Origin of the sequence: Acrocarpospora macrocephala (genome assembly GCF_009687865.1) — a bacterium.
Taxonomy (GTDB): Bacteria; Actinomycetota; Actinomycetes; order Streptosporangiales; family Streptosporangiaceae; genus Acrocarpospora; species Acrocarpospora macrocephala.
In genome coordinates this window covers 127,884-147,239 of the sequence record NZ_BLAE01000015.1, presented here as the reverse complement: position 1 = coordinate 147,239, position 19,356 = coordinate 127,884, and the positions used below count along the sequence as shown (strand labels likewise).

Sequence of the window (19,356 nt, the reverse complement as noted above, 5' to 3'; positions counted from 1 at the left end):
TCGACCTCAGTTGGCGAACTGCTCAAGGCGAGCGGGGCGGACGCGCTCGGAGAGGGCACGGACCTGGAGGAACAGCGCCGCGCGGGCGCGGACCTGGGCGATGTTGTCGGTGAGCAGCCCTTCCCCTCCGCTGGCGATGAGGCCGGCCGCCGTGGCGCGCACGGCAAGCGCATCGAGCTGGACACGCCAGTGCGGCTCGGTGATGGGCGTGACGGCGGCTCGCTCGAGCTCCTCGGAGAGCCGCAGGAGCGACGGCTGGCCGGGGTATGCCGCGAGCGCGTCGGCCAGCGCGGCCCGGCCCAGTCCGACCGGACCGGCCGTCGGTAGCTCAGGCACCTGGGCAGCGGGCGCCTGTGCCTGGCGCGCGTTCGGCCACACCTGCCCGTCTGTCCTGTTCCACTCGGCGATGTCCACCACTTGAGTGACGAACTCGTCGGGGACGAAGTAGCGGTCCAGCTTGAGCGACGCGGTGCGCGAGCCTTGTACGGCGGCCAATCGCAGTCGAGTGGCGGTTATCCCGGGCCGGGTCAGGTCCGCGATGCCGAAGACGTACGTCGAGTTCTGCTCGTCGATCGCGCCGATCCAGGCGGTGTCGACCAGGCCCCAGCCGGAGATCCACCGCACCGCGCCGTCAAAGCGATAGCCACCGGGCGCCCTGGTGGCCATGAGGCTGGGCCGCTTCGGCCAGGCGCGGATCTGAGACATGCCGGCGCCACCGATCCGCTCGCCCGTGGCGAGCTTCGGCAGCAGGGCCATGGCCGGGGGAGTCCTGGCGCTGAGCGCTTGCGTGACCGGGCTACCGTGATGGACCACCGCGAGCGCTGTCGAGGGGTCCGCGCCGAACAGCAGGTCGTCGACGGCACTCTTGACCGCTGGCGGGATGGGTGCGCCGCCGTACTCCCGCGGGACTGTCCAGGAGAAGTAGCCCACCTCGCGCAGCGCCTCGATGTGGGAGCGAGGCACCTCGGTGCCGTCGACCTCAACCGCCCGTGGCGCGATGACTTCGTCGACGAGCTGGGCGAACTCCCGGTAGGCCGGGTGCTCAGTCGGGCCAGCCACCGCCACTTGCTCGGCGGTGATGACTACGTCGACGCTGGTCCTGGACATGGACCGTCCCTTCCGGATGATCGAGCGAATCTCACCGATTCATGACAATCTATGGTATTCAAGTAGGAAATTAGTAGATATGCTACTCGACGATGGACCAACCTGCGAGAAAGTTGGTATCAGTGGTCAACATCGTCGAACTGGGCCCGGTGTACGCCGAAGCCACCACTACCGAGTTCCACCTGGTCAGCCGTGCCGGCGGCTGGGGTGCGCGCGAGATCGCCGAGCGGCTGGCGCACGAGCGCGGTCACCGCTACACCCGTCCCGCCGACGGCGGTGTGACCGAGGCCGAGCTGGACCGGCTCCTTGCCGAGGCGAATGCGCTGATCCTCTCTCCGTCGCTGAACGGTGGCGGGGGAGTGATGGCGCAGCCCGAGGACGGACCCACGGCTGGGCGCACGATCGGCCACCGGGTGCTGGACCGGCTCAGCGCCGACCGGCCCGACGTTCATGTCGTGTTGCTGTCGCACTTCCTCACCGGCCACGGCGTCAACCACCGCAACCACAGGGTTCACGCACTCGCGCTCCGCGCACTGGAGGCGCACCTCCGCGCCGGGCGCAACCCCTGGACCATCCTTCGGGCCACGTGGCTCTCCGCGATCCACGATCCGTCGTACCAGATCCGGCTGACCCAGGACCAGTACGCCGACGGGCTCGTCAGTACCGAGTCGCTGGCCCGTGCCGCGCTGGCCGCCATCGAAAGTCCCGAGGTGTCGACCGGGCGCACCGCCGCGGTCTACAACCTCAGCATCCCCGGCGCGGAGCGCGGTGACATCGCCGGCCAATTCGCGACGCTCGTGCCCGACTTCGAGGCGCAGTTCGTCCGAGAGCTGGTGGCGGGATGAGCAACCCGCCCGCGGGTCAGCACGAGTGGGAGGCGACGTTCGGGCACGACGAACTCGGGCGTCCGGTGCCGCCTCGCTATCACCGCCTGGTCCTCGTCGATCTGGTCGAGAGCCCCGACGAGGACGCCGCGCGACTGCTGGAGTCGCGGTTGGCCGAGCTCGAGGAGCGCTACGCCTACGGTCCGGACGGTCTGCTGACCACCCTCGGCTGGGGCCCGACCTGGTGGGACGAGCACACGCCGCACGTCGGCCTGATCACCGTCCCGTCCAAGATGTCACGGTGGGAGGATCCTGTCCTCGAGACGCCCCACGCGATCTTCCACCTCGCCAGCGATCACCAGGACGTGATCGAGTCGGTCGGCGACGCCCTCTTCGGGAGTGCGGGCGTGGGCGAGCACCTGAAGGTCCGCGAGGTCCGCACCGGCTTCGTCGGCGCGGGGCTCGCGAGCGAGGCGCTGCCGCATCTCGACGTGCCGAAGTCAGCGCCCCTCCTGCTCGGCTTCCATTCTGTGCTTCGTGGCAATCAGGCCACCGAGGAGTCGATCACGATCTTGTCTGGCCCCCTGGCGGGAGGCACTACTCAACACGTCAGCCGGATCGAACTCGACGTCGACCGATGGCACGCCAAGGCTCGTGACGAGCAAGCCGCGCTCCTCTATGCGCCGACCGTCACGGCGGCGGAGGCGGAGAGGTTCTCCGACGACGCTCCGAGCGACTACGAGTCGTACGAGCAGACGGTTCGCGAGCACGGGATCGTGGGCCACGCGCAGGCGGCCGCCCGGGCGAGGGTCGACAACGTGCCGGTGATCAATCGCCGTGACTTCGCCACGGTCGACGACGGCAAGCCGGGCACGCACTTCGTCTCGTTGCAGCGCGAGCTCCGCGACTTCAACAACACGCGCGCGACCATGAACGCCGCGGACGGCACCGGGTATCACCACTCGGTCGGGGCCCGCCGGCGCAACGGCATCAACGCATTCTTCGATGTCACGCATCGCGCAACGGTCGGGATTCCACCCCGCGCACTGCGCGCCTACCCGCACCACCGGAATTGAGATCATGACCGGTATCCCGGACGTCGCGTCCACCGTCGCCCTCGACGAGAAGTCGGTCGTGGCATTACGCGAGATCCTCGACGACCCATCTCTGGCTGTCGGGACCACGCCCGACGGACCGCAGATAGCGCGGCTTCGTGAGGCGCTCGACCATCTGGTGACGGTTCGTGCCGGAGCGGCGGCGATCGGGTCGCCCGAGGCCGGCAGGCAACTGCTGGCTTCTTTGGCAGCCCTTGACGCCGAACTCGCCGACGTGCTCCGCTGGCACGTCACGGCGGTAGAAGTCCTGTCGGCCCTCGAGCCAGGTCGTGCCCGAAACGCCGTGCTCGGGGACATAGGTCGTGGCGATCTGGTGACCTTCGCTGCTGACGTGCGAGCGTGGAGCTGGGGCGACGGTGCGGCTCCCAGCCCGGAGCAGCCGCTGCGGCGTGCCCGCGGCGAGGTGGGGGTCGACCACTTCCCCGGTCTCTACAACACCGTTCTTGCTTGGAAGCCCAGCATTGGCGGGCTGATCGCGATCCCGACTCACCGCCAGGGCGTCAGCTGGAAGCCGGCCGATGGCGATGTCGAGGCCGGCCACGCCTGGGTGGTCACACTGGCCGGAGTGACCTTCCATGCTGATGACCTGATCCGGCTCGACCGTGATCCGCGCAGTGCCGAGTCCTGACGGAGGAACCTGTGAACGCATCGAGTGACGCGCCGACGCTGCGCCCCCTTTGGGCGGGAGGACCGTCGGTCACCTTTCTCGGTTATGGCGCGATGGAGTTGCGTGGCGGCGCCGACGTGCACCGGCGCCCCCGTCCGCTGGCCCGGGAGATCGCCCATGAAGTACTCAATACTGTGCTGGATGAAGGGATCACCTTCATCGACACCTCCATCGACTACGGGCTCTCTGAGGAGATCATCGGGGCGGCGATCTCGGGCCGGCGGGATGAGTTCCTTCTGGCCACGAAGGCGGGATGCCCGCTGGAGCACCAGCCGACCGCCCCGCCGGGGATCCTCCCTCACGACTTCAGCCCCGAGCACATCCGCCGGGGAGTAGAGCAGAGTCTGACCCGGTTGAGGACCGATCACCTGGATCTCCTCCAGCTTCATGCCAGCCCTGCGCCGGACATCCTCGAGTCGCAGGGGACGTTGGACGCACTGATCCGCTTGCGAGATGAAGGAATGGTCCGGGCCATCGGTATCTCGTCGGTACTTCCGCACTTTCCCGCGCATCTCACGATCAAGGAGTTCCAGGCCTACCAGATTCCGTATTCTCCGTTCGAGCGGGAGCTCGAGCCGTACCTCGGCGTCGCCGGGGAGCGTTCCGCGGGAGTGATCGTTCGTGGTGGGGTGGCTCAGGGGTTGAGCCGACCCAAGCCGACGGCCGCTGGAGTCGACGTCGATCCCTCTTCGGTCCCTCTCGAGGATCTGCTCGACGGGGACACCGTCCCGGGCTTCCTGCTGCGACTCCTGCTGGGGAATACCCACATCAGCTCGGTGATCGCAGGATCCGCGAGTCCCGACCACATCCGTTCGAACGCGAGAGCTGTGCGGCGTGGGCCGCTGCCGCAGGACACCCAGGCGGAGGCCTGGAAACGGATTGCCGCGGCGGGATTCATTGCCGGGAAGTAGTCCCCGGCACGGTCGATAGAGAAACTGTTCTAAATCCGCAGAAGGAAGCCGATGACCACCGAGTCCGTGGACCCCGTCGCCGTCAATGGATCGCACCCAGCCGAATCGAGACTGACCGGAGTGCCGACTGTCAGCCACCTCCGCGCCGCCGCCGCTCCCGTTCTGGCCCGGCTCGGCGCGACTGCCCGCGAGCGTGAGGAGAGTCACGACTTCGCGTTCGACGAGGTACGGCAGCTCATCGACACCGGCATCCTCCTCCTCGCGGTTCCCGCAGCCGACGGCGGAGCAGGCGGGTCGCAACGCGACCTCTTCGACTTCGTCATCGACCTCGCGCGCGCCGACTCCAGCCTGGCGCAGGCTCTCCGGGGCAGCTTCCTGGCTACCAGCCGGCTGTCAGCCAGGACCGACTTCCCGGGTCGAGCCGAACTGGTGGCGCGGATTCGCGCCGGCCACCTCTTCTCCGGAACCAACAACGAACGCACCGGAGGACCGACCGGCACGATCAACGCCACGCTGCGACGAGACGGGGACGAGTACCTCCTCAACGGCGAGAAGTACTACTCCACCGGTGCGCTGTACGCGACGTGGTTCGGTGGAACCGCCAAGGACGACGACGGCAATGTCGTGCGCTTCTGCGTCCCCGCCGACCGGGAGGGCGTGGCACGAATCGACGACTTCGACGGCATCGGGCAACAGCTCACGGCAAGCGGCACCACCCGGCTCACGAACGTCCGCGTCTACGAGGAAGAAGTCACCAGGGCCGACACGACAGCTCAGGACAACCCCTGGCGGGACGGTTCCGGCGCACAGCTCTACTTGACAGCCGTGGAGGCCGGTATCGCCGCACGGGTGTTCGATGACGCGGTCTGGTACGTCCGCGAGAAGGCTCGTCCGATCAGGCACAGCACTGCGGACAAGAGCATCGACGATCTCTACGTCCGCCACACGGTCGGTGAGATCGGGGCGCGCGCGTTCGCGGCCCGCTCGGTCGTCCTGCTGGCCGCGGAGAACTGGGAGGCGTCGTGGCGCCTTGCCGGGACAGCGGCCTACACCGCGGGCGCGGAGTCCTCGGTTCTCATTGCCCAGGCCGGCGTCATAGCGATCGAGTCCGCCCTCCGAGCCAGTGAGCTGATCTTCGACGTCGCCGGAGGCTCCATCACCAGCAGAACGCTGGGCTTCGACCGGCACTGGCGCAATGCCCGCACTGTCGCGAACCACAACTCCCGCGACTGGAAGGCAGGAGTCGCGGGAGGTTACTTCCTGGCCGACGAGGTGCCGCCGACCATCCTCTTCTGAGCTGTGGAACTCCCGGTCGGGGTGGGCGTCGGGCAGTCGGTGGTGCCGGCCTCGATCACACATTCGGGCTTGGGCGGCGTCGGCGTGTCACCCAGGATCGTCAGCGTGAACAGCAAGAACACGATGCACAGGAGTGCCAGCGTCGCGGCGAGGACGACGCGGAGGGACGGCCGCCAGCGTGGGGCGGCGCCGGGCGCGGGCCTGCTTTCTGCGGGCGTCCTGAGGCTGGTTCGCAGGGGGAAGGGCTGACCCGCGCCGGTGGTGAAGTTCGCCTCGTCGTCGAGGAACCGGCGGTACACCTCAAGGGCGGTGGCCCGGGCCGTACGCAGATCCGCCGGGTCAGGCTCGACGCGGGTGCCGCGCGGGCGGACGTAGCCGTACAGCAGGTGCAGGGGGCGGCCGTGTTCGTCCTTGGGATCATCGGCCTGGCCCAGGTCGGCCGCGGTCAGGCGATGGGTCGCGTGGACCACGCTGATCGCCCTGCCCATGCGGGTGGTGAGGTTGAGGACCTCCGGCCGGTCAGGTACGCCGCTGGGCTGGACATTGTTCTCCAGCAGGGCGGCATCGCCTTCGGCGAGGAACGGCTGGGGCATCAGCAGGGTGCGGTAACCGGCGCGCCGCCCCCGAGCGACGAGGAAGGGCCACGCCTGCGCGGTCACGGTGGCCATGATCACAGTCCAGCCGTGAGACGGGAACTGGGAAGCCGGCCTTCGAGCTGGTCAGGCTTGCCGCGCATGTCGCGGAGCACCCGTCGGCGGGCGTGCAGGAACTCCTGGACCCGCCGTTCGGCCTGGTTCACCTGCCGGTCGACCTGGGCCTCCTCGGTGTCGGCTCGGCGGCGGCGGGAGTCCAGGAACATGCCCATCATCACGTCGCCCATCACGGTGACAGCGGGCGTGCCGATGTACTGCAGGAGCGCCCGCCCGGCCGACTGCCCGGCCAGCGTGGCCGCCGAGGAGAGCCGCTCCAGCGGCGTCCGCCGGGTCCACTGGCGGATCTCCTCGTCCAGGTCGGCGGTGAACTCCTCGTGCAGGCGCATCTCGGCCTGGTCGAAGACGTCGGGAACCACGGCGGACAGGGGCACGTCGGCGTAGGTCGGCTGCGCCTGGGCGCTCGGGACCTTGACCACGTGGCCGTGCTGGTCGATGGTGGCGAATCCCCGGCCGACCGCGCTCACCGGGATGAGCCGGACCACGCGCTGCGTGCCGTGCGTGTTCACCAGGGCCCGGAAGTGATCGTTGGCCATCAGCAGGTCACGGACGCGGGCCAGCCGGGTGTCCTCGTCCTCGTGCAGGTCGGCCAGCAGGTCCCATTTGGTGAGGACGAAGCTGATCGGGCAGGTGATGTTCATCATGTGCGGGATGAGGATGTTGAGGGTCCGGTCCAGTTCGGCCCAGCCGCGTGCCTCACCGTCCAGGTGCTGGCGGATCCGCTGGCCGTCCAGGATGCCGAGCACGGCGTCGGCCGACTGGACCTGGGCGAACAGTTCCGCCTGCCGTTCGGCTCCGGCCGGGTCGGTACGGGTGAGCAGTTCGCCGGCGTACTCCAGGTAGTCCAGGCGCAGGATGTCGTGCACGGAGTCCGCGGTCCTGGTCTTGACGGTGAAGGCGAAGCGCCGGGTCTCGCTCAGCGTGGTCCCGGCCGGCCAGCCCCCGGGGTCGGTGGTGTCGGCCATGGTGGCGAACCACTCGGTGAGCTTGGCCACGTCGGCCGGCGCGGCGGACAGGTAGTAGCTCTGCCGCGTCGGCGCCTGAAGTTCGTGGAACATGCTGGCCAGCAGCAGCGTCTTGCCGGCGCCCTGCAGTCCGAGGGACACGATCCGGAAGGTCGGGACGGCGGAGTCGATACTGGCCTGCCCGAGCGGGACGCCGCCTTCCGTTCTGCGCCTGCGAAGACGCTGCCGGAGCCAGGCCAGTCCCTTGACGACGCCCGCGGCCAGGGTGATCACGATGGCGATCTCCATGACGGTCACCTCGCGCGGTTCATGTGGTGGTGCACCGGGCGTTCCATGTCTCCTCCGGTGTCGATTGGCGGGATTTGCGTGCGCTATGAGAATGCGCTGTATCCACGCCGGACACATCCGTGCCCGCTCGGTGCGGAACCTGGGGTTATCCCTGCCCTTTCAGGAGGCTGGCGTCTGCTCGCGGGCGGGCGAGACCTCATCCCCCTCGGTGATGCGTACCATGCAGGGGTGAGTCCCGCTCATCGGAACGATGGTGAGGTCAGCGCGATCGGGCGTGCGGCCGTTCTGCTGAAGGAGTTCCGGAAAGGGGACGGCGCGCTCGGCATCGCGGAGCTGACCCGGCGGACCGGGTTGCCCAAGTCCACGGTGCACCGGACGGTGCATGAGCTGGTGCGGGTGGGCTTGCTGGAGCAGGCGGGCAGTGCCTTTCGGATCGGGCTGCTGCTGTTCGAGCTCGGGCAGACGGCGCCCCGGGCGAATGGCCTGGTGGAGGCGGCGCGGCCGCATATGGTGAACCTGCACGACGCGACCGGGCACAACGTGGCGCTGGCGGTGCTGGAGGAGATCGAGGTCGTCTACGTGGAGATATTCCGGGGCGACCGCGGACGTCGGCTGCCGCAGCGCGTCGGAGGCCGGTGGCCCGCTCATGCCAGTTGCGCGGGCAAGGTCATGCTCGCCTTCTCCCCGGCGGACAAGGTCCGGGGAGTCCTCGGCGGGGTGTTGCCCCGGCTGACCGATCGCACCCTCACCGATCCGCCGGCGCTGCTCGCCGAGTTGGCGCAGATCCGCCGTTCCGGGGTGGCGTTCGACCGGCAGGAGTCCATCGCGGGGGTGGTGGGGGCGGCCGCACCGGTGCGGGACGGTGACGGCGCGGTGCTCGGCGCGCTGGCGATCTCGGGTCCGGTCGGCCGGATCAGCCTGTCGCGGGTGGACACGGCGGTGCGTGCGGGCGCCCTGGGGATCTCCCGCGACCTCGCCCGCGGCGCGTCGGTGGTGCGTCCGGTGCTGGGCCTCGGCCGATGAACGGCCTCGCGGTCAGGTGCCCTCAGCCCCGGCCGACGAATGGCATAGCCGTCGCGGTGATGGTCAGGAACAGCACGTTCGCGTCCAGGGGAAGATTCGCCATCAGGAGCACCGCGTCCGCGACGTGTGCCGGGTCGAACGTCGGTTCCGGCGCAGGCCCGTGGTCCGGCCGGGCCAGGTCGACGGTCATCTCGGTGGCCGCGTTGCCGATGTCGATCTGTCCGCAGGCGATCCGGTACGGCCGGCCGTCGAGCGCGATCGATTTCGTCAGGCCGGTGAGCGCGTGCTTGGTGGCGGTGTACGCCACGCTGCGGGGGCGAGGGGTGTGCGCGGAGACGGAGCCGTTGTTGATGATGCGCCCGCCCTGGGGCAGCTGCTCTTTCATGATGGCGAACGCGTGCTGGGCGCACAGGAACGCGCCCGTCAGGTTCGTGTCCACGACACGGCGCCAGTCGGCCGCCGAGATCTCGTCGACGGCGCCGCGCGGACCGAAGGTGCCGGCGTTGTTGAACAGCAGGTCCAGCCGGCCCCAGTGGTCCCGTACCCGATCGAAGAGCGCGGCCACCGAGTCCGGGTCGGCCACGTCCGCGGGCACGACCAGGGCGCCGGGGTGGTCTCCGGCGCTCTCGCGGAGCGGTTCCGCCCGCCGGCCGGCGAGCGCCACCAGGTACCCGGCTTCCAGGAGCGCTCTGCTCACCACCCTGCCGATCCCGGAACCCGCACCGGTCACCACCGCGACACCCGTCATCGTCTCTCCCTACCCAAGGTGGTTGTCGCCCGTCACCTGAACCCCGCGTCGCCCGACCAGGAAGTCGAAGTCGGCTCCCCGGTCGGCCTGGAGCACGTGGTCGACGTACAGTCTCCGATAGCCGCCCCCCTGCGGCGCGGCGGGGGGCCGCCACTGCCGTCGGCGACGGGTGAGTTCCGCCGCGGGGAGGTCGAGATGCAGCCGGCGGTGCTCGACGTCGAGTTCGATCATGTCGCCGTCCCGGACCAGGGCCAGTGGTCCACCGGCCGCCGCTTCCGGTGACACGTGCAGGACGACGGTGCCGTACGCGGTGCCGCTCATCCGGGCGTCGGAGATCCGTACCAGGTCCCGGACGCCGCGGCGGAGCAGGGCGCTCGGCAGGGGAAGGTTGCCCACCTCCGGCATCCCGGGGTACCCGCGCGGCCCCGCGCCGGTCAGGACCAGCACCGTGTCCTCGTCGACCGCCAGCGCCGGATCGTCGATGCGGGACCGCAGGTCCTCCACACCGGTGAACGTGAGCGCGCGGCCCCGGTGGCGCAGCAGGTGCGGGCTGGCCGCCGACGGCTTGATCACCGCGCCGTCCGGCGCCAGGTTGCCGCGCAGCACGGCGATTCCCGCCTCCGGCGCGAGCGGGTCGGCCACCGATCTGATCACCTCCCGGTCCCAGACCTGCGCGTCGGCCGCCTCTTCGCCGATGGTCCGCCCGGTGACCGTACGAGCCTCGCGGTGCAGCAGGTCACCCAGCTCGCTCAGGACGGCCTGGAGACCGCCGGCCGCGAAGAAGTCCTCCATCAGGTGACGGCCCGACGGCATGAGATCGACTAGGAGGGGGACCCCTCGGGCGACTTTGTCGAAGTCGTCCAATATCAGCCCGGCTTCGATCCGGCCGGCCAGCGCGAGCAGGTGGATCACGGCATTGGTCGATCCGCCGATCGCGGCGACCACCCGGATCGCGTTCTCGAACGCGGCCCTGGTCAGGATCGCCGACATCGGTACGTTCTCGTGGACCAGGCCGACGGCGCGGCGCCCGGCGTCCCGGGCCAGGACCCGGCGGCGCGCGTCCACGGCGGGGATGTCGGCGTTTCCCGGCAGCCCCAGGCCGAGCGCCTCCACGACGCTCGCCATGGTCGAGGCGGTGCCCATGGTGTTGCAGTGCCCGGCCGACCGCGAGGCGCAGGCTTCGGCCGCGCGGAACTCGGCCTGGCTCATGCGGCCCGCCCGCACCTCCTCGTTCATGGCGAACACCGACGTGCCCGAGCCGATGGGCCGGCCACGGTACCGCCCGGTCAGCATCGGGCCGCCGGAGACGACGATGGTCGGCAGGTCGCAGCTGGCCGCCCCCATCAGCAGCGCCGGGGTGGTCTTGTCGCAGCCGCACAGGAGCACCACCCCGTCGATCGGGTTGGCCCGGATCGACTCCTCCACGTCCATGCTGGCCAGGTTCCGCAGCAGCATGGTGGTGGGCCGCATCACCGTCTCGCCGAGCGAGGTCACGGGGAACTCCAGGGGCAGGCCGCCGGCTTCGAGCACTCCCCGTTTGACGTGCTCGGCGAGCTCGCGGAAGTGCGCGTTGCAGGGTGTCAGCTCCGAGAAGGTGTTGCAGATGCCGATGACCGGGCGCCCGTCGAAGACCCGATCGGGCAGTCCCTGGTTCTTCAGCCACGACCGGTGCGCGAAGCCGGCGATGCCGTCCGCGCCGAACCAGTCCTGGGAGCGCAGCCGGGGCCGGTCAGACGGCACAGTCAGCCTCCTGTCGCGGGGGAAGGCCGAGGATCTCGCGCGCCTCGGCCGGGGTCGCCGGTTCCATGCCCAGTTCGTGGATGACGCGCACGATGTGCTCCACCTGCTCCGCGTTGCGGTGGGGCTCCCCTGCGGGGGTGAACGGGTTGTCCTCGATGCCGACCCGGACGTGCCCGCCGAGGAGGAGGGCGTGGGTGAGACCGCGGATCTGCTCGGCCCCGCAGACGGTCGCGGTGAAGACCGCGCCGGCGGGCAGCAGGTCCACCAGGTGCTGGAGGATGCGCGGCGTGTACGGCATGGCGTTCTGGAACGTTCCGTGCATGCCGAGCACCAGGTTCACCAGGTACGGCGTGCTGTCATATCCCGCGGCGGTCAGTTCGGCCACCTCCTGGACGAGGTGTGCGGGGTTGAAGACCTCCCACTCGGGTTTGACGCCCTTCTCCCGCATCGACAGCGCCAGCTGCCGGACCTTGGAGGGCGGGGTGTCCATGAGCAGTTCGCCGGCCGGCGCGGTCGCGTACGCCGTGAAGCCGTCCAGGGTGCAGGTCTCCGCGCCGCCGTCGAGTCCGCGTAACCGCTGGTCCCAGTCGACGACGAGGGTGCCGTCGGCGGTGCGGCGCACCATGTCGCCGCTGGCCCCGCCACCGGTGGAGTTGTTCAGCACGATGTCGCAGCGTTCCCTGATCAGCCCGTTGATCCGCCGGTAGACGGCTGGGTCGCAGGTGGCGGTGTGGTCGGGCCGGCGGGCGTGGAGCGCGGCCATGGCGGCGCCGGCGTCGAAACAGCGGTGCACCTCCTCGGCGATCTCCTCCGGCTGGGTCGGCACGTACGGGTGCGTGTCCGGGGTGAGGAAACCCCCGGTCGGGGCGACTGTGACGATCACCTTGCGAGCGGTCGCGGGCCGCGGCGAACCCCCCACAGGAGCGGACTCGAAGAACAGCGCGACGGTGCGCGCCCCGGGGTCGACCACGCCGACGGCGCGCGCGCCGACATAGCTGGCCCGTCCGCGCCGCGCCAGCAGCGCCTCGGTGGACCGGGCGCCGGTCTGGGCGGCCCGCGCCGCCCGCCGCAGCGCGGCCGCGGGTCGCTCCCCGGCCTCCGCCGCGACCCGCAGCGCGTCGGCCGCCGGCGCCATCGCGTCGACCATCGTCTTGTGCCCCACCTCGGCATGCCCGAGCCGTTGCACCGTACGCAGACCGTTCTGGACCGCCCGGGCCAGGTCGGCGGTGGCGAGGTCCGGGGCGGACGCGAGCGCGAACTCCCGGAACCACATGCCGAAGAGCGGCCCGCTGGTCCCGCCGGTGTTCAGGAAGCCTTCCGCCACCGCGGTGAAGACCGCTGCCGCGGTGTCGGCGGGGGCGGTGCGGAGGATGGCCGCGGCGCGCCGGAGCGCCGACAGCACGTTGGCGCCGAAGTCGCCGTCGCCCGCGCGGCGGTCGAGGTCGGTGAGTTCGTCGTGGTGCCGCTCGACGGCGGCGTGGAACGCCTCGATCCACGCCCGCGCCTCGTCGGCTCGCAGAACATCCATCGGTGCGTTCCTCTCACCAGGTCAGGGCCGGGGCCCGGACGGGGGCGTCCCACAGGTCGACGAACTCCTCGGCGGCGCGCACCAGGGTGATCGAGAAGCCGCGCATGTCCAGCGCGGTGACGTAGTCGCCGACCAGGGTGCGGGCGATGCCGATGCCGCGGGTGTCGAGATACGCGGCCAGCGCGTCGTGGACCAGGGACAGCTCCAGGCCGTACGTGCCGCCCAGGCCGTTCACGATCGCGATCACGGCGTCCCCCTCGGCCAGCCCCAGCGCTTCGGTGATCGGCTCGGCGAGCGAGGCCACCAGGTCGGGCACCGCGGTGCGGCGGCGTACCTCGACGCCCCGTTCGCCGTGGATGCCGACCCCGAACTCGATCTCGTCATCGCCCAGTTCGAAGGCGGGGCGGAGCTGGCTGGGATGGGTGCAGGCGGCCAGGGCCAGGGCCATGGTGCGCGCCGATCCGACGACCCGCCGGCCCAGGTCGGCCAGCTCGTCGAGGCCGGCGCCGGCCTCGGCCGCCGCGCCGCAGATCTTCTCCACCGCGATGACGGCGGCGGTGCCGCGCCGTCCCGGGTGGTGCGGATCCTGGCCGGCGCGCTCGCCGGTCGCCAGGTCGTCGTCGACGAGGACGGTACGGGTCTCGATGCCGTCGGCGGCGGCCAGTTCCGCGGCGATGGAGAAGTTGAGCACGTCGCCGGTGTAGTTCTTGACGATCAGCAGTGCCCCCCGGCCCCGGTGCGCGGCCCGGATCGCCGCCCTGATCTGGCTCGCGGTGGGGCTGGCGAAGATGGCTCCGGGTACGGCGGCGTCGAGCATCCCGGTGCCGACGAACCCGGTGTGCAGCGGCTCGTGGCCGGAGCCGCCCCCGGAGACGAGCGCGACCTTGGGGGCGCCGTCGGCAGGGGCGCGCACCACGTAGGCGGGGTCGGGGTGGCAGACGACCAGGTGCGGATTGGCCCGGTGCAGACTGGCCAGGGACGAGGTGACGAGCGACTCGGCGTAGTCGGTCATCGTCAGCATTCCGCCGTGTCGTGGCCGCCGCACAGCAGGCGCCGAGCCTCCGCCGGGGTGGCCACCTCGCGGCCGATCCGCCGGGACAGCTCGGCCACCCGCCGCACCAGTTCGGCGTTGGTCGGCAGGCCGAGGTGGGCGTAGTGGTGGTCGCCGACGCCGATGGAGACGTGCCCGCCGCGCCGGATGGCCTCCTCGGCGACCGCGAGCACGTCCCCCCGGTAGGCCGAGACGAACCATTCGTACTCGTGGCCGGCGGGCAGGAAGTCCAGGTGGGCGCGGAGACCCTCGACGGTGGCCGGATGGGCGGCGGGGAACTCGGGACCGCCGAGGATCAGGTGCACGACCGCCCGCCCGGCGACGGCTCCGGAGTCCAGGTGGGCGGTGAGGGCGCGGGTCCAGCTCACGTTGAAGGTGGGCAGCCACGGTGTCATCCCGAGTTCGGCGGCCTTGGCCAGCAGGCTGCGCTGCGTCGCGGTGTCGTTGAGGAACAGCCGGTTCTCCGAGGTGAACCGGCGGGCCTGCGGATCCCACAGGTCCATCACCGCGCAGCCCATCTCCGCCACCAGGAAGTCCGTTCGCGTCCGGGGGTCGGCGGCGTTCTCCACCACGTTGGCCAGCCGCTGGGCGAGCGTGTGCTCGGGGGCGTTGGCCAGGGTGGGGGCGAGCAGGATGTCGCAGCGGTCCCGGATCGCGGCCATGATCTTGCCGTACGTCTCCGGCGTGTGATCCACGCCGCCGGTGGCCGTACGGGCGTGGAAGTGCACCACGGCGGCCCCCGCCTCCCGGGCCGCGGCCGTGTCGTCCGCGATCTCCTCCGGAGTCCACGGGACATGCGGGTTCGGCTCCCGCATGGTGCCTTCGTTCGGGTGCACCCCGATGACCAGCTTCTTCATCACGACCTCCAGATGCGCGGTTGTCGCATCCTCATCGGCCGGTCACGAAGCGGCAATGGAGTCGTCCCGATCATCGGGACGCCAGGGCGGAATCATCGTCACGACAGCGGCGGCGCCGGGTTCGTACGGCCCGGGGCGGTGATGCCCGCGGCGGCGATACCGGCGGTGACCCGCTCCGCCGCCGCGGTGACGGCCGAGATCAGTTCGGCCCGCCTGACGGAGTAGCGGGAGCGGGGAGCGGTGACCGACAGGGCCGCCACCGCGTAGCCGTCGGGGCCGGGCACCGGCGCGGCCGCGCAGCACGCCTCCTCCAGCAGTTCCCCTTTGTCCTCGGCGAAACCGGCCCGCCGGATGGACTCCAGCTCCTCCCGGATGAGCGAGACGCTGGTGAGGGTGAACCGCGTGTGCGCGACCGGGGCCACCCCGGCCAGGTACGACTCGACCACCTCGGGCCGGCTGAAGGCCAGGATGGCCTTGCCCGCGCCGGTGCAGTAGGCCGGCAGCATGACTCCGGGCCGCGCCTCGATCTGGAAGGTGTGCCTGGAGGGGATGCTGTCGAGATACACCATGCCCCCGTCGAGGTAGACGCCGAGGTTGACGGCCTCGTGGACCTGTTCGGCCAGCCCGGTCAGGTGCGGCCGGGCGATCTCCACGAGGCCGATCCGCGATCGCACGCTCTCGGCCAGTGCGACGATCTTGACGGTCAGCCGGTACTTTCGGGTGGCCGGGTCCTGCTCGGCGAACCCCGCGCGGGTGAACGTGGACAGCAGGCGGTCCATCGACGCCTTCGACAGGTGCAGCGCCCTGGCCAGTTCCGACACCCCGGCCTGGGGCACCCGCGCCATGGTCTCCAGCAGGCGAAGCGCGTTGGCCACCGACCCGAGCCCGCGTTCCTCCCGGCTCGTCGCCTCAGATTCGTTCCTCATAGCGGAACATGCTATGTCCGGTCTTGACATTCAGGAGAAAAACCGCAGGATCAGTGCGAGCAATTCGTACCTCTATCCGAATCAAGGTTTCTCTATTCGGAACAGCCACGCTCGAGAGGGCCGCCATGAACGACACCCTGCGGGACCGATACACCGCGACGGCGGGCACCGTCTACCTGACCGGCACGCAGGCGCTGGTCCGGTTACTGCTGGACCAGCGGCGGCTGGACCGTGCCCGCGGGCTGGGCACGGCGGGGTTCGTGTCCGGTTACGAGGGGTCGCCGCTGGCGGGTTACGACCTCGAGCTGGCGCGGCAGTCCGACCTGCTCGCCGAACACGACCTGGTCCACCGGCCCGGCCTCAACGAGGAGCTCGCGGCGACGGCCGTCCAGGGCAGCCAGCTCGCCGCGACCCGGCCCGACGCGCGCCACGCGGGCGTCTTCGGCGTCTGGTACGGCAAGGCGCCCGGTCTCGACCGCGCCACCGACGCCCTGCGGCACGCCAACCTGATGGGCACCCATCCGATGGGCGGGGCCCTGGCCCTGGTAGGCGACGACCCGGTGGCGAAGTCCTCGACGGTGCCCAGCGCGTCCGAGCACGCGCTGGCCGACCTCGGCATGCCCACGCTCTACCCGAGCGATTCGCAGGACATCCTGGACCTCGGGCTGCACGCGGTGGAGATGTCGCGGGCCAGCGGCCTGTGGACGGCCATGAAGCTGGTCACCAACATCGCCGACGGCGGTTCCACGGTGCGGGTCGGCCTCGACCGGATCCGGCCGGTCCGGCCCGAGGTGAGCCACGACGGCCGTCCGTACCGGCATGAGGTCACCGCGAAGCTGGTCGGCGGCGTGCCCGTCACCGCCGAGGCGACGGCCTTCGGCGTCCGGCTGCGCGTCGCCGGCGAGTACGCCGCCCGCAACGGGCTCAACGTGCTGCGGTCGGCCGGGCCCGCCGACCGGTTCGGCATCGTGGCCGCGGGCAAGGCGTACCTCGATGTGTGCCAGGCGCTGCGCCGCCTCGGGCTGGACGACGAGGCGCTGGCCCGCCACGGCATCCGGGTGCTCAAGCTCGGCCTGATCTACCCGCTGGAACCCGTGATCACGGCGGAGTTCGCCGGCGGCCTCGACGAGATCCTCGTCGTGGAGGAGAAACGCCCCTTCCTGGAAACCGCCCTCAAGGAGCGGCTCTACGGGACCGCGGCGCCCAGGATCGTCGGCAAACACGACCCGAGCGGCGCCCCGTTGCTGCGGCAGGACGCCGAACTGGATGTCGAGGCGGTCACCGCGGCCCTCGCCGCGCGGCTGTCCGACGTGCTGGACCTGCCCCAGGCGCGGGCCTGGCAGGCGGAGCGCGCGCCCCGGCAGCGGGTCACCGCGGGCAGGTCGTTGCCGCTGGTCTCGCGCACTCCCTACTTCTGCTCGGGCTGCCCGCACAACCGGTCCACCCGGGTTCCCCCGGGAACTCTGGTCGGTGGCGGCATCGGCTGCCACGCGATGGTGCTGCTGATGGAGCCGGAACAGGTCGGCGACGTGCTCGGGGTGACGCAGATGGGCGGCGAGGGGGCGCAGTGGCTCGGCATGGCGCCGTTCGTGGACACCGGTCACCTGGTGCAGAACCTCGGCGACGGCACCTTCCACCATTCCGGCAGCCTGGCGGTCCGGGCGGCCGTCGCGGCGGAGGCGAACATCACGTTCAAGCTGCTGTACAACTCGGCCGTCGCCATGACCGGGGGCCAGCGGGCGGTCGGCATGCGCAGCGTGCCGGAGTTGACCGAACTGCTGGCCGCCGAAGGGGTGCGCCGGATCATCGTGACCACCGAGGACCTGCGCCGGTACCGGCGGGTGCGGCTGGCCCGCGGCGCCGCGGTCTGGCACCGGGACCGGCTGGAGGAGGCTCAGCGCACGCTCGCGGCCGTGCCCGGGGTGACCGTCCTCATCCACGACCAGCAGTGCGCGGCCGAACGGCGCCGTGACCGCAAACGCGCCGGGGCCGCCGCGCCGCAGACCCGGATCGTCATCAACGAACGGGTGTGCGAGGGTTGCGGCGACTGCGGAGCCAAGTCGAACTGCCTGTCGGTGCAGCCGGTCCAGACCGAGTACGGCCGCAAGACGCGGATCCACCAGTCGTCGTGTAACACCGACTATTCCTGCCTGGACGGCGACTGCCCGTCGTTCGTGACGGTCCGTCCCGGCAGCCGGCCGGCCCGCGGCGGCCCCGGCCGGGACCGGCCGCTCGAAGAGCCGGCGCCGAGCGTGGACGGGACCGATTTCACGATCCGGATCACCGGCGTCGGCGGCACCGGTGTGGTGACGGTCGCGCAGATCGTGGCGGCGGCGGCCCAGCTGGACGGCCGGTACGTCAGCACCCTCGACCAGACCGGCCTGTCCCAGAAGGGCGGGGCCGTCGTCTCCGATCTGAAGATCTCCCGGACCCCGGTCGACCGGGCCAACAAGGCCGCAGAAGGCGAGTGCGATCTCTATCTGGGGTGCGATCTCCTGGTCGCGGCGGACCAGCGGAACCTCGCGACCGCCCACCCTGGGCGCACCGTCGCCGTGGTGTCCACCGCCCAGGTGCCCACCGGGCGGATGGTCGTGGATCCCGGCATGGCGTTTCCTGACCTATCCGAACTGACCGCGCGGGTCGCGACCGCTGCCCGCCCTCAGCCGAGCGTCTTCCTCGACGCCCGAGCGCTCACCGTCGCGGAATTCGGCGACGACCAGTGCGCCAACGTGGTGCTCCTCGGCGCCGCCTACCAGGCGGGCGCGCTCCCGCTGCCGGTGACCGCGCTCCAGGAGGCGATCAAGTTGAACGGCGCCGCGGTGGAGCGCAACCTCCGGGCCTTCGAACTGGGCCGCCGTGCCGCCGGGGAAGGCGTGCCCGCCGTACCGGAGGAGCGGCAGGGAACCGGCGCGGAACGCGCCCTGCTCGCCCGGATCGCTCCCGGCGTGCACGCCACGGCAGCCGAGGATCTCGCGGCCCTGGCCGCCGACCGGGCCGCCGATCTCATCGCCTACCAGGACGTCCGATACGCCGAGGACTACCTGGCCGAGGTGGAGCGGACGTGGCGGGCCGAGTCGGAGCGGGCGCCGGGAGCGCAGGCGCTCACCGAGGCGGTGGCCCGCCAGTTGTACAAGCTCATGGCGTACAAGGACGAATACGAGGTCGCGCGGCTGTGCCTGGATCCGGAGTTCGCCGCGCGCGTCACCGCGGAGTTCGGTCCCGGCGCCCGCTTCAGCTGGCGGCTGCACCCGCCGGTGCTGCGGGCCATGGGGCTGGATCGCAAGATCTCCCTGGGCCCGTGGGCCCGGCCGGCGCTTGTCCTGCTGCGCGCGGCCCGGCGGCTGCGCGGCACCCGGCTGGACCTGTTCGGGCTCGCCAGAGTGCGGCGCGTGGAACGCGAGCTGGTCGCCGAGTACCGCGCCGTCCTCGGCGAACTGCGGCGGACCCTCGACCCGGACGGCCACGACCTGGCCGTCCGGATCGCGGAACTGCCCGACATGATCAGGGGATACGAGCAGATCAAGCTCGACAACGTCGAACGCTACCGGCGGCGGCTCGCGGAACTGCGCGAAGAACTGGTCCCGGCGGCCGGTTGAAGAA

General features: G+C 71.0%; 16 protein-coding genes. 7 read left to right on the top strand and 9 right to left on the bottom strand.

From position 1 onward, the window contains the following. Window positions 1–6: 6 nt before the first annotated feature. Window positions 7–1,107: an acyl-CoA dehydrogenase family protein gene (locus Amac_RS15145; protein WP_155355008.1), complete on the bottom strand. Its 1,101-nt coding sequence runs from the start codon at window positions 1,105–1,107 to the stop codon at window positions 7–9. A gap of 122 nt (window positions 1,108–1,229) precedes the next feature. Between Amac_RS15145 and Amac_RS15140 the strand changes: the two genes are divergently transcribed. From Amac_RS15140 to Amac_RS15120, 5 genes are read left to right on the top strand one after another with little or no spacing between them, the layout of a single operon-like run. Beyond that, the gene (locus Amac_RS15140) at window positions 1,230–1,952 is read left to right on the top strand and encodes an SDR family oxidoreductase (protein ID WP_155355007.1); all 723 of its coding nucleotides are present in this window, start codon (window positions 1,230–1,232) and stop codon (window positions 1,950–1,952) included. Beyond that, complete coding sequence (locus tag Amac_RS15135; protein ID WP_155355006.1) at window positions 1,949–3,007, top strand: DUF7405 family protein; 1,059 nt, start codon at window positions 1,949–1,951, stop codon at window positions 3,005–3,007. Before Amac_RS15140 ends, Amac_RS15135 begins: the two co-directional genes overlap by 4 nt. Before the next feature lie 4 nt (window positions 3,008–3,011). Further along, the gene (locus Amac_RS15130; RefSeq protein WP_155355005.1) at window positions 3,012–3,674 is read left to right on the top strand and encodes a hypothetical protein; all 663 of its coding nucleotides are present in this window, start codon (window positions 3,012–3,014) and stop codon (window positions 3,672–3,674) included. 11 nt (window positions 3,675–3,685) lie between these two features. Then, the gene (locus Amac_RS15125; RefSeq protein ID WP_155355004.1) at window positions 3,686–4,624 is read left to right on the top strand and encodes an aldo/keto reductase; all 939 of its coding nucleotides are present in this window, start codon (window positions 3,686–3,688) and stop codon (window positions 4,622–4,624) included. A gap of 51 nt (window positions 4,625–4,675) precedes the next feature. Further along, the gene (locus Amac_RS15120; RefSeq protein WP_155355003.1) at window positions 4,676–5,920 is read left to right on the top strand and encodes an acyl-CoA dehydrogenase family protein; all 1,245 of its coding nucleotides are present in this window, start codon (window positions 4,676–4,678) and stop codon (window positions 5,918–5,920) included. Here Amac_RS15120 and Amac_RS15115 read toward each other — a convergent pair. Beyond that, complete coding sequence (locus Amac_RS15115) at window positions 5,878–6,588, bottom strand: hypothetical protein (protein ID WP_155355002.1); 711 nt, start codon at window positions 6,586–6,588, stop codon at window positions 5,878–5,880. The genes Amac_RS15120 and Amac_RS15115 overlap by 43 nt on opposite strands. A 2-nt stretch (window positions 6,589–6,590) precedes the next feature. Next, window positions 6,591–7,883, bottom strand: coding sequence for a TRAFAC clade GTPase domain-containing protein (locus tag Amac_RS15110; protein WP_155355001.1), 1,293 nt, complete (start codon window positions 7,881–7,883; stop codon window positions 6,591–6,593). Window positions 7,884–8,111: 228 nt separating this feature from the next. Here Amac_RS15110 and Amac_RS15105 point away from each other — a divergent pair, with 228 nt between their 5' ends. Beyond that, entirely contained in the window at window positions 8,112–8,906 is a 795-nt protein-coding gene (locus tag Amac_RS15105; protein WP_155355000.1) for an IclR family transcriptional regulator, read from the top strand. Between the two features lie 22 nt (window positions 8,907–8,928). On the opposite strand, the gene Amac_RS15100 is transcribed toward Amac_RS15105, so the two are convergent. From Amac_RS15100 to Amac_RS15070, 6 genes are all read right to left on the bottom strand, one after another. Further along, the gene (locus Amac_RS15100) at window positions 8,929–9,654 is read right to left on the bottom strand and encodes an SDR family oxidoreductase (RefSeq protein ID WP_155354999.1); all 726 of its coding nucleotides are present in this window, start codon (window positions 9,652–9,654) and stop codon (window positions 8,929–8,931) included. Window positions 9,655–9,663: 9 nt separating this feature from the next. Next, a complete protein-coding gene (locus Amac_RS15095) occupies window positions 9,664–11,394 on the bottom strand; it encodes an IlvD/Edd family dehydratase (RefSeq protein WP_246268356.1) in 1,731 nt (576 codons plus the stop codon). Continuing rightward, on the bottom strand, window positions 11,384–12,922 hold the full coding sequence (gene dhaL / locus Amac_RS57695; protein WP_218041084.1) for a dihydroxyacetone kinase subunit DhaL: 1,539 nt from the start codon (window positions 12,920–12,922) through the stop codon (window positions 11,384–11,386). Before dhaL ends, Amac_RS15095 begins: the two co-directional genes overlap by 11 nt. A gap of 13 nt (window positions 12,923–12,935) precedes the next feature. Then, window positions 12,936–13,934 carry a dihydroxyacetone kinase subunit DhaK gene (locus Amac_RS15080; protein WP_246268355.1) on the bottom strand — a complete coding sequence of 333 codons (999 nt, stop codon included), beginning with the start codon at window positions 13,932–13,934 and terminating at the stop codon, window positions 12,936–12,938. 2 nt (window positions 13,935–13,936) lie between these two features. Next, entirely contained in the window at window positions 13,937–14,830 is an 894-nt protein-coding gene (locus Amac_RS15075; protein WP_155354996.1) for a beta-keto acid cleavage family enzyme, read from the bottom strand. A 98-nt stretch (window positions 14,831–14,928) separates the two neighbouring features. Beyond that, entirely contained in the window at window positions 14,929–15,756 is an 828-nt protein-coding gene (locus Amac_RS15070; RefSeq protein WP_170322491.1) for an IclR family transcriptional regulator, read from the bottom strand. A 125-nt stretch (window positions 15,757–15,881) separates the two neighbouring features. Between Amac_RS15070 and Amac_RS15065 the strand changes: the two genes are divergently transcribed. Beyond that, window positions 15,882–19,352 (top strand): indolepyruvate ferredoxin oxidoreductase family protein, encoded by a 3,471-nt coding sequence (locus Amac_RS15065; RefSeq protein WP_155354994.1) that lies wholly within the window; start codon window positions 15,882–15,884, stop codon window positions 19,350–19,352. The last annotated feature ends 4 nt before the right edge of the window (window positions 19,353–19,356 follow it).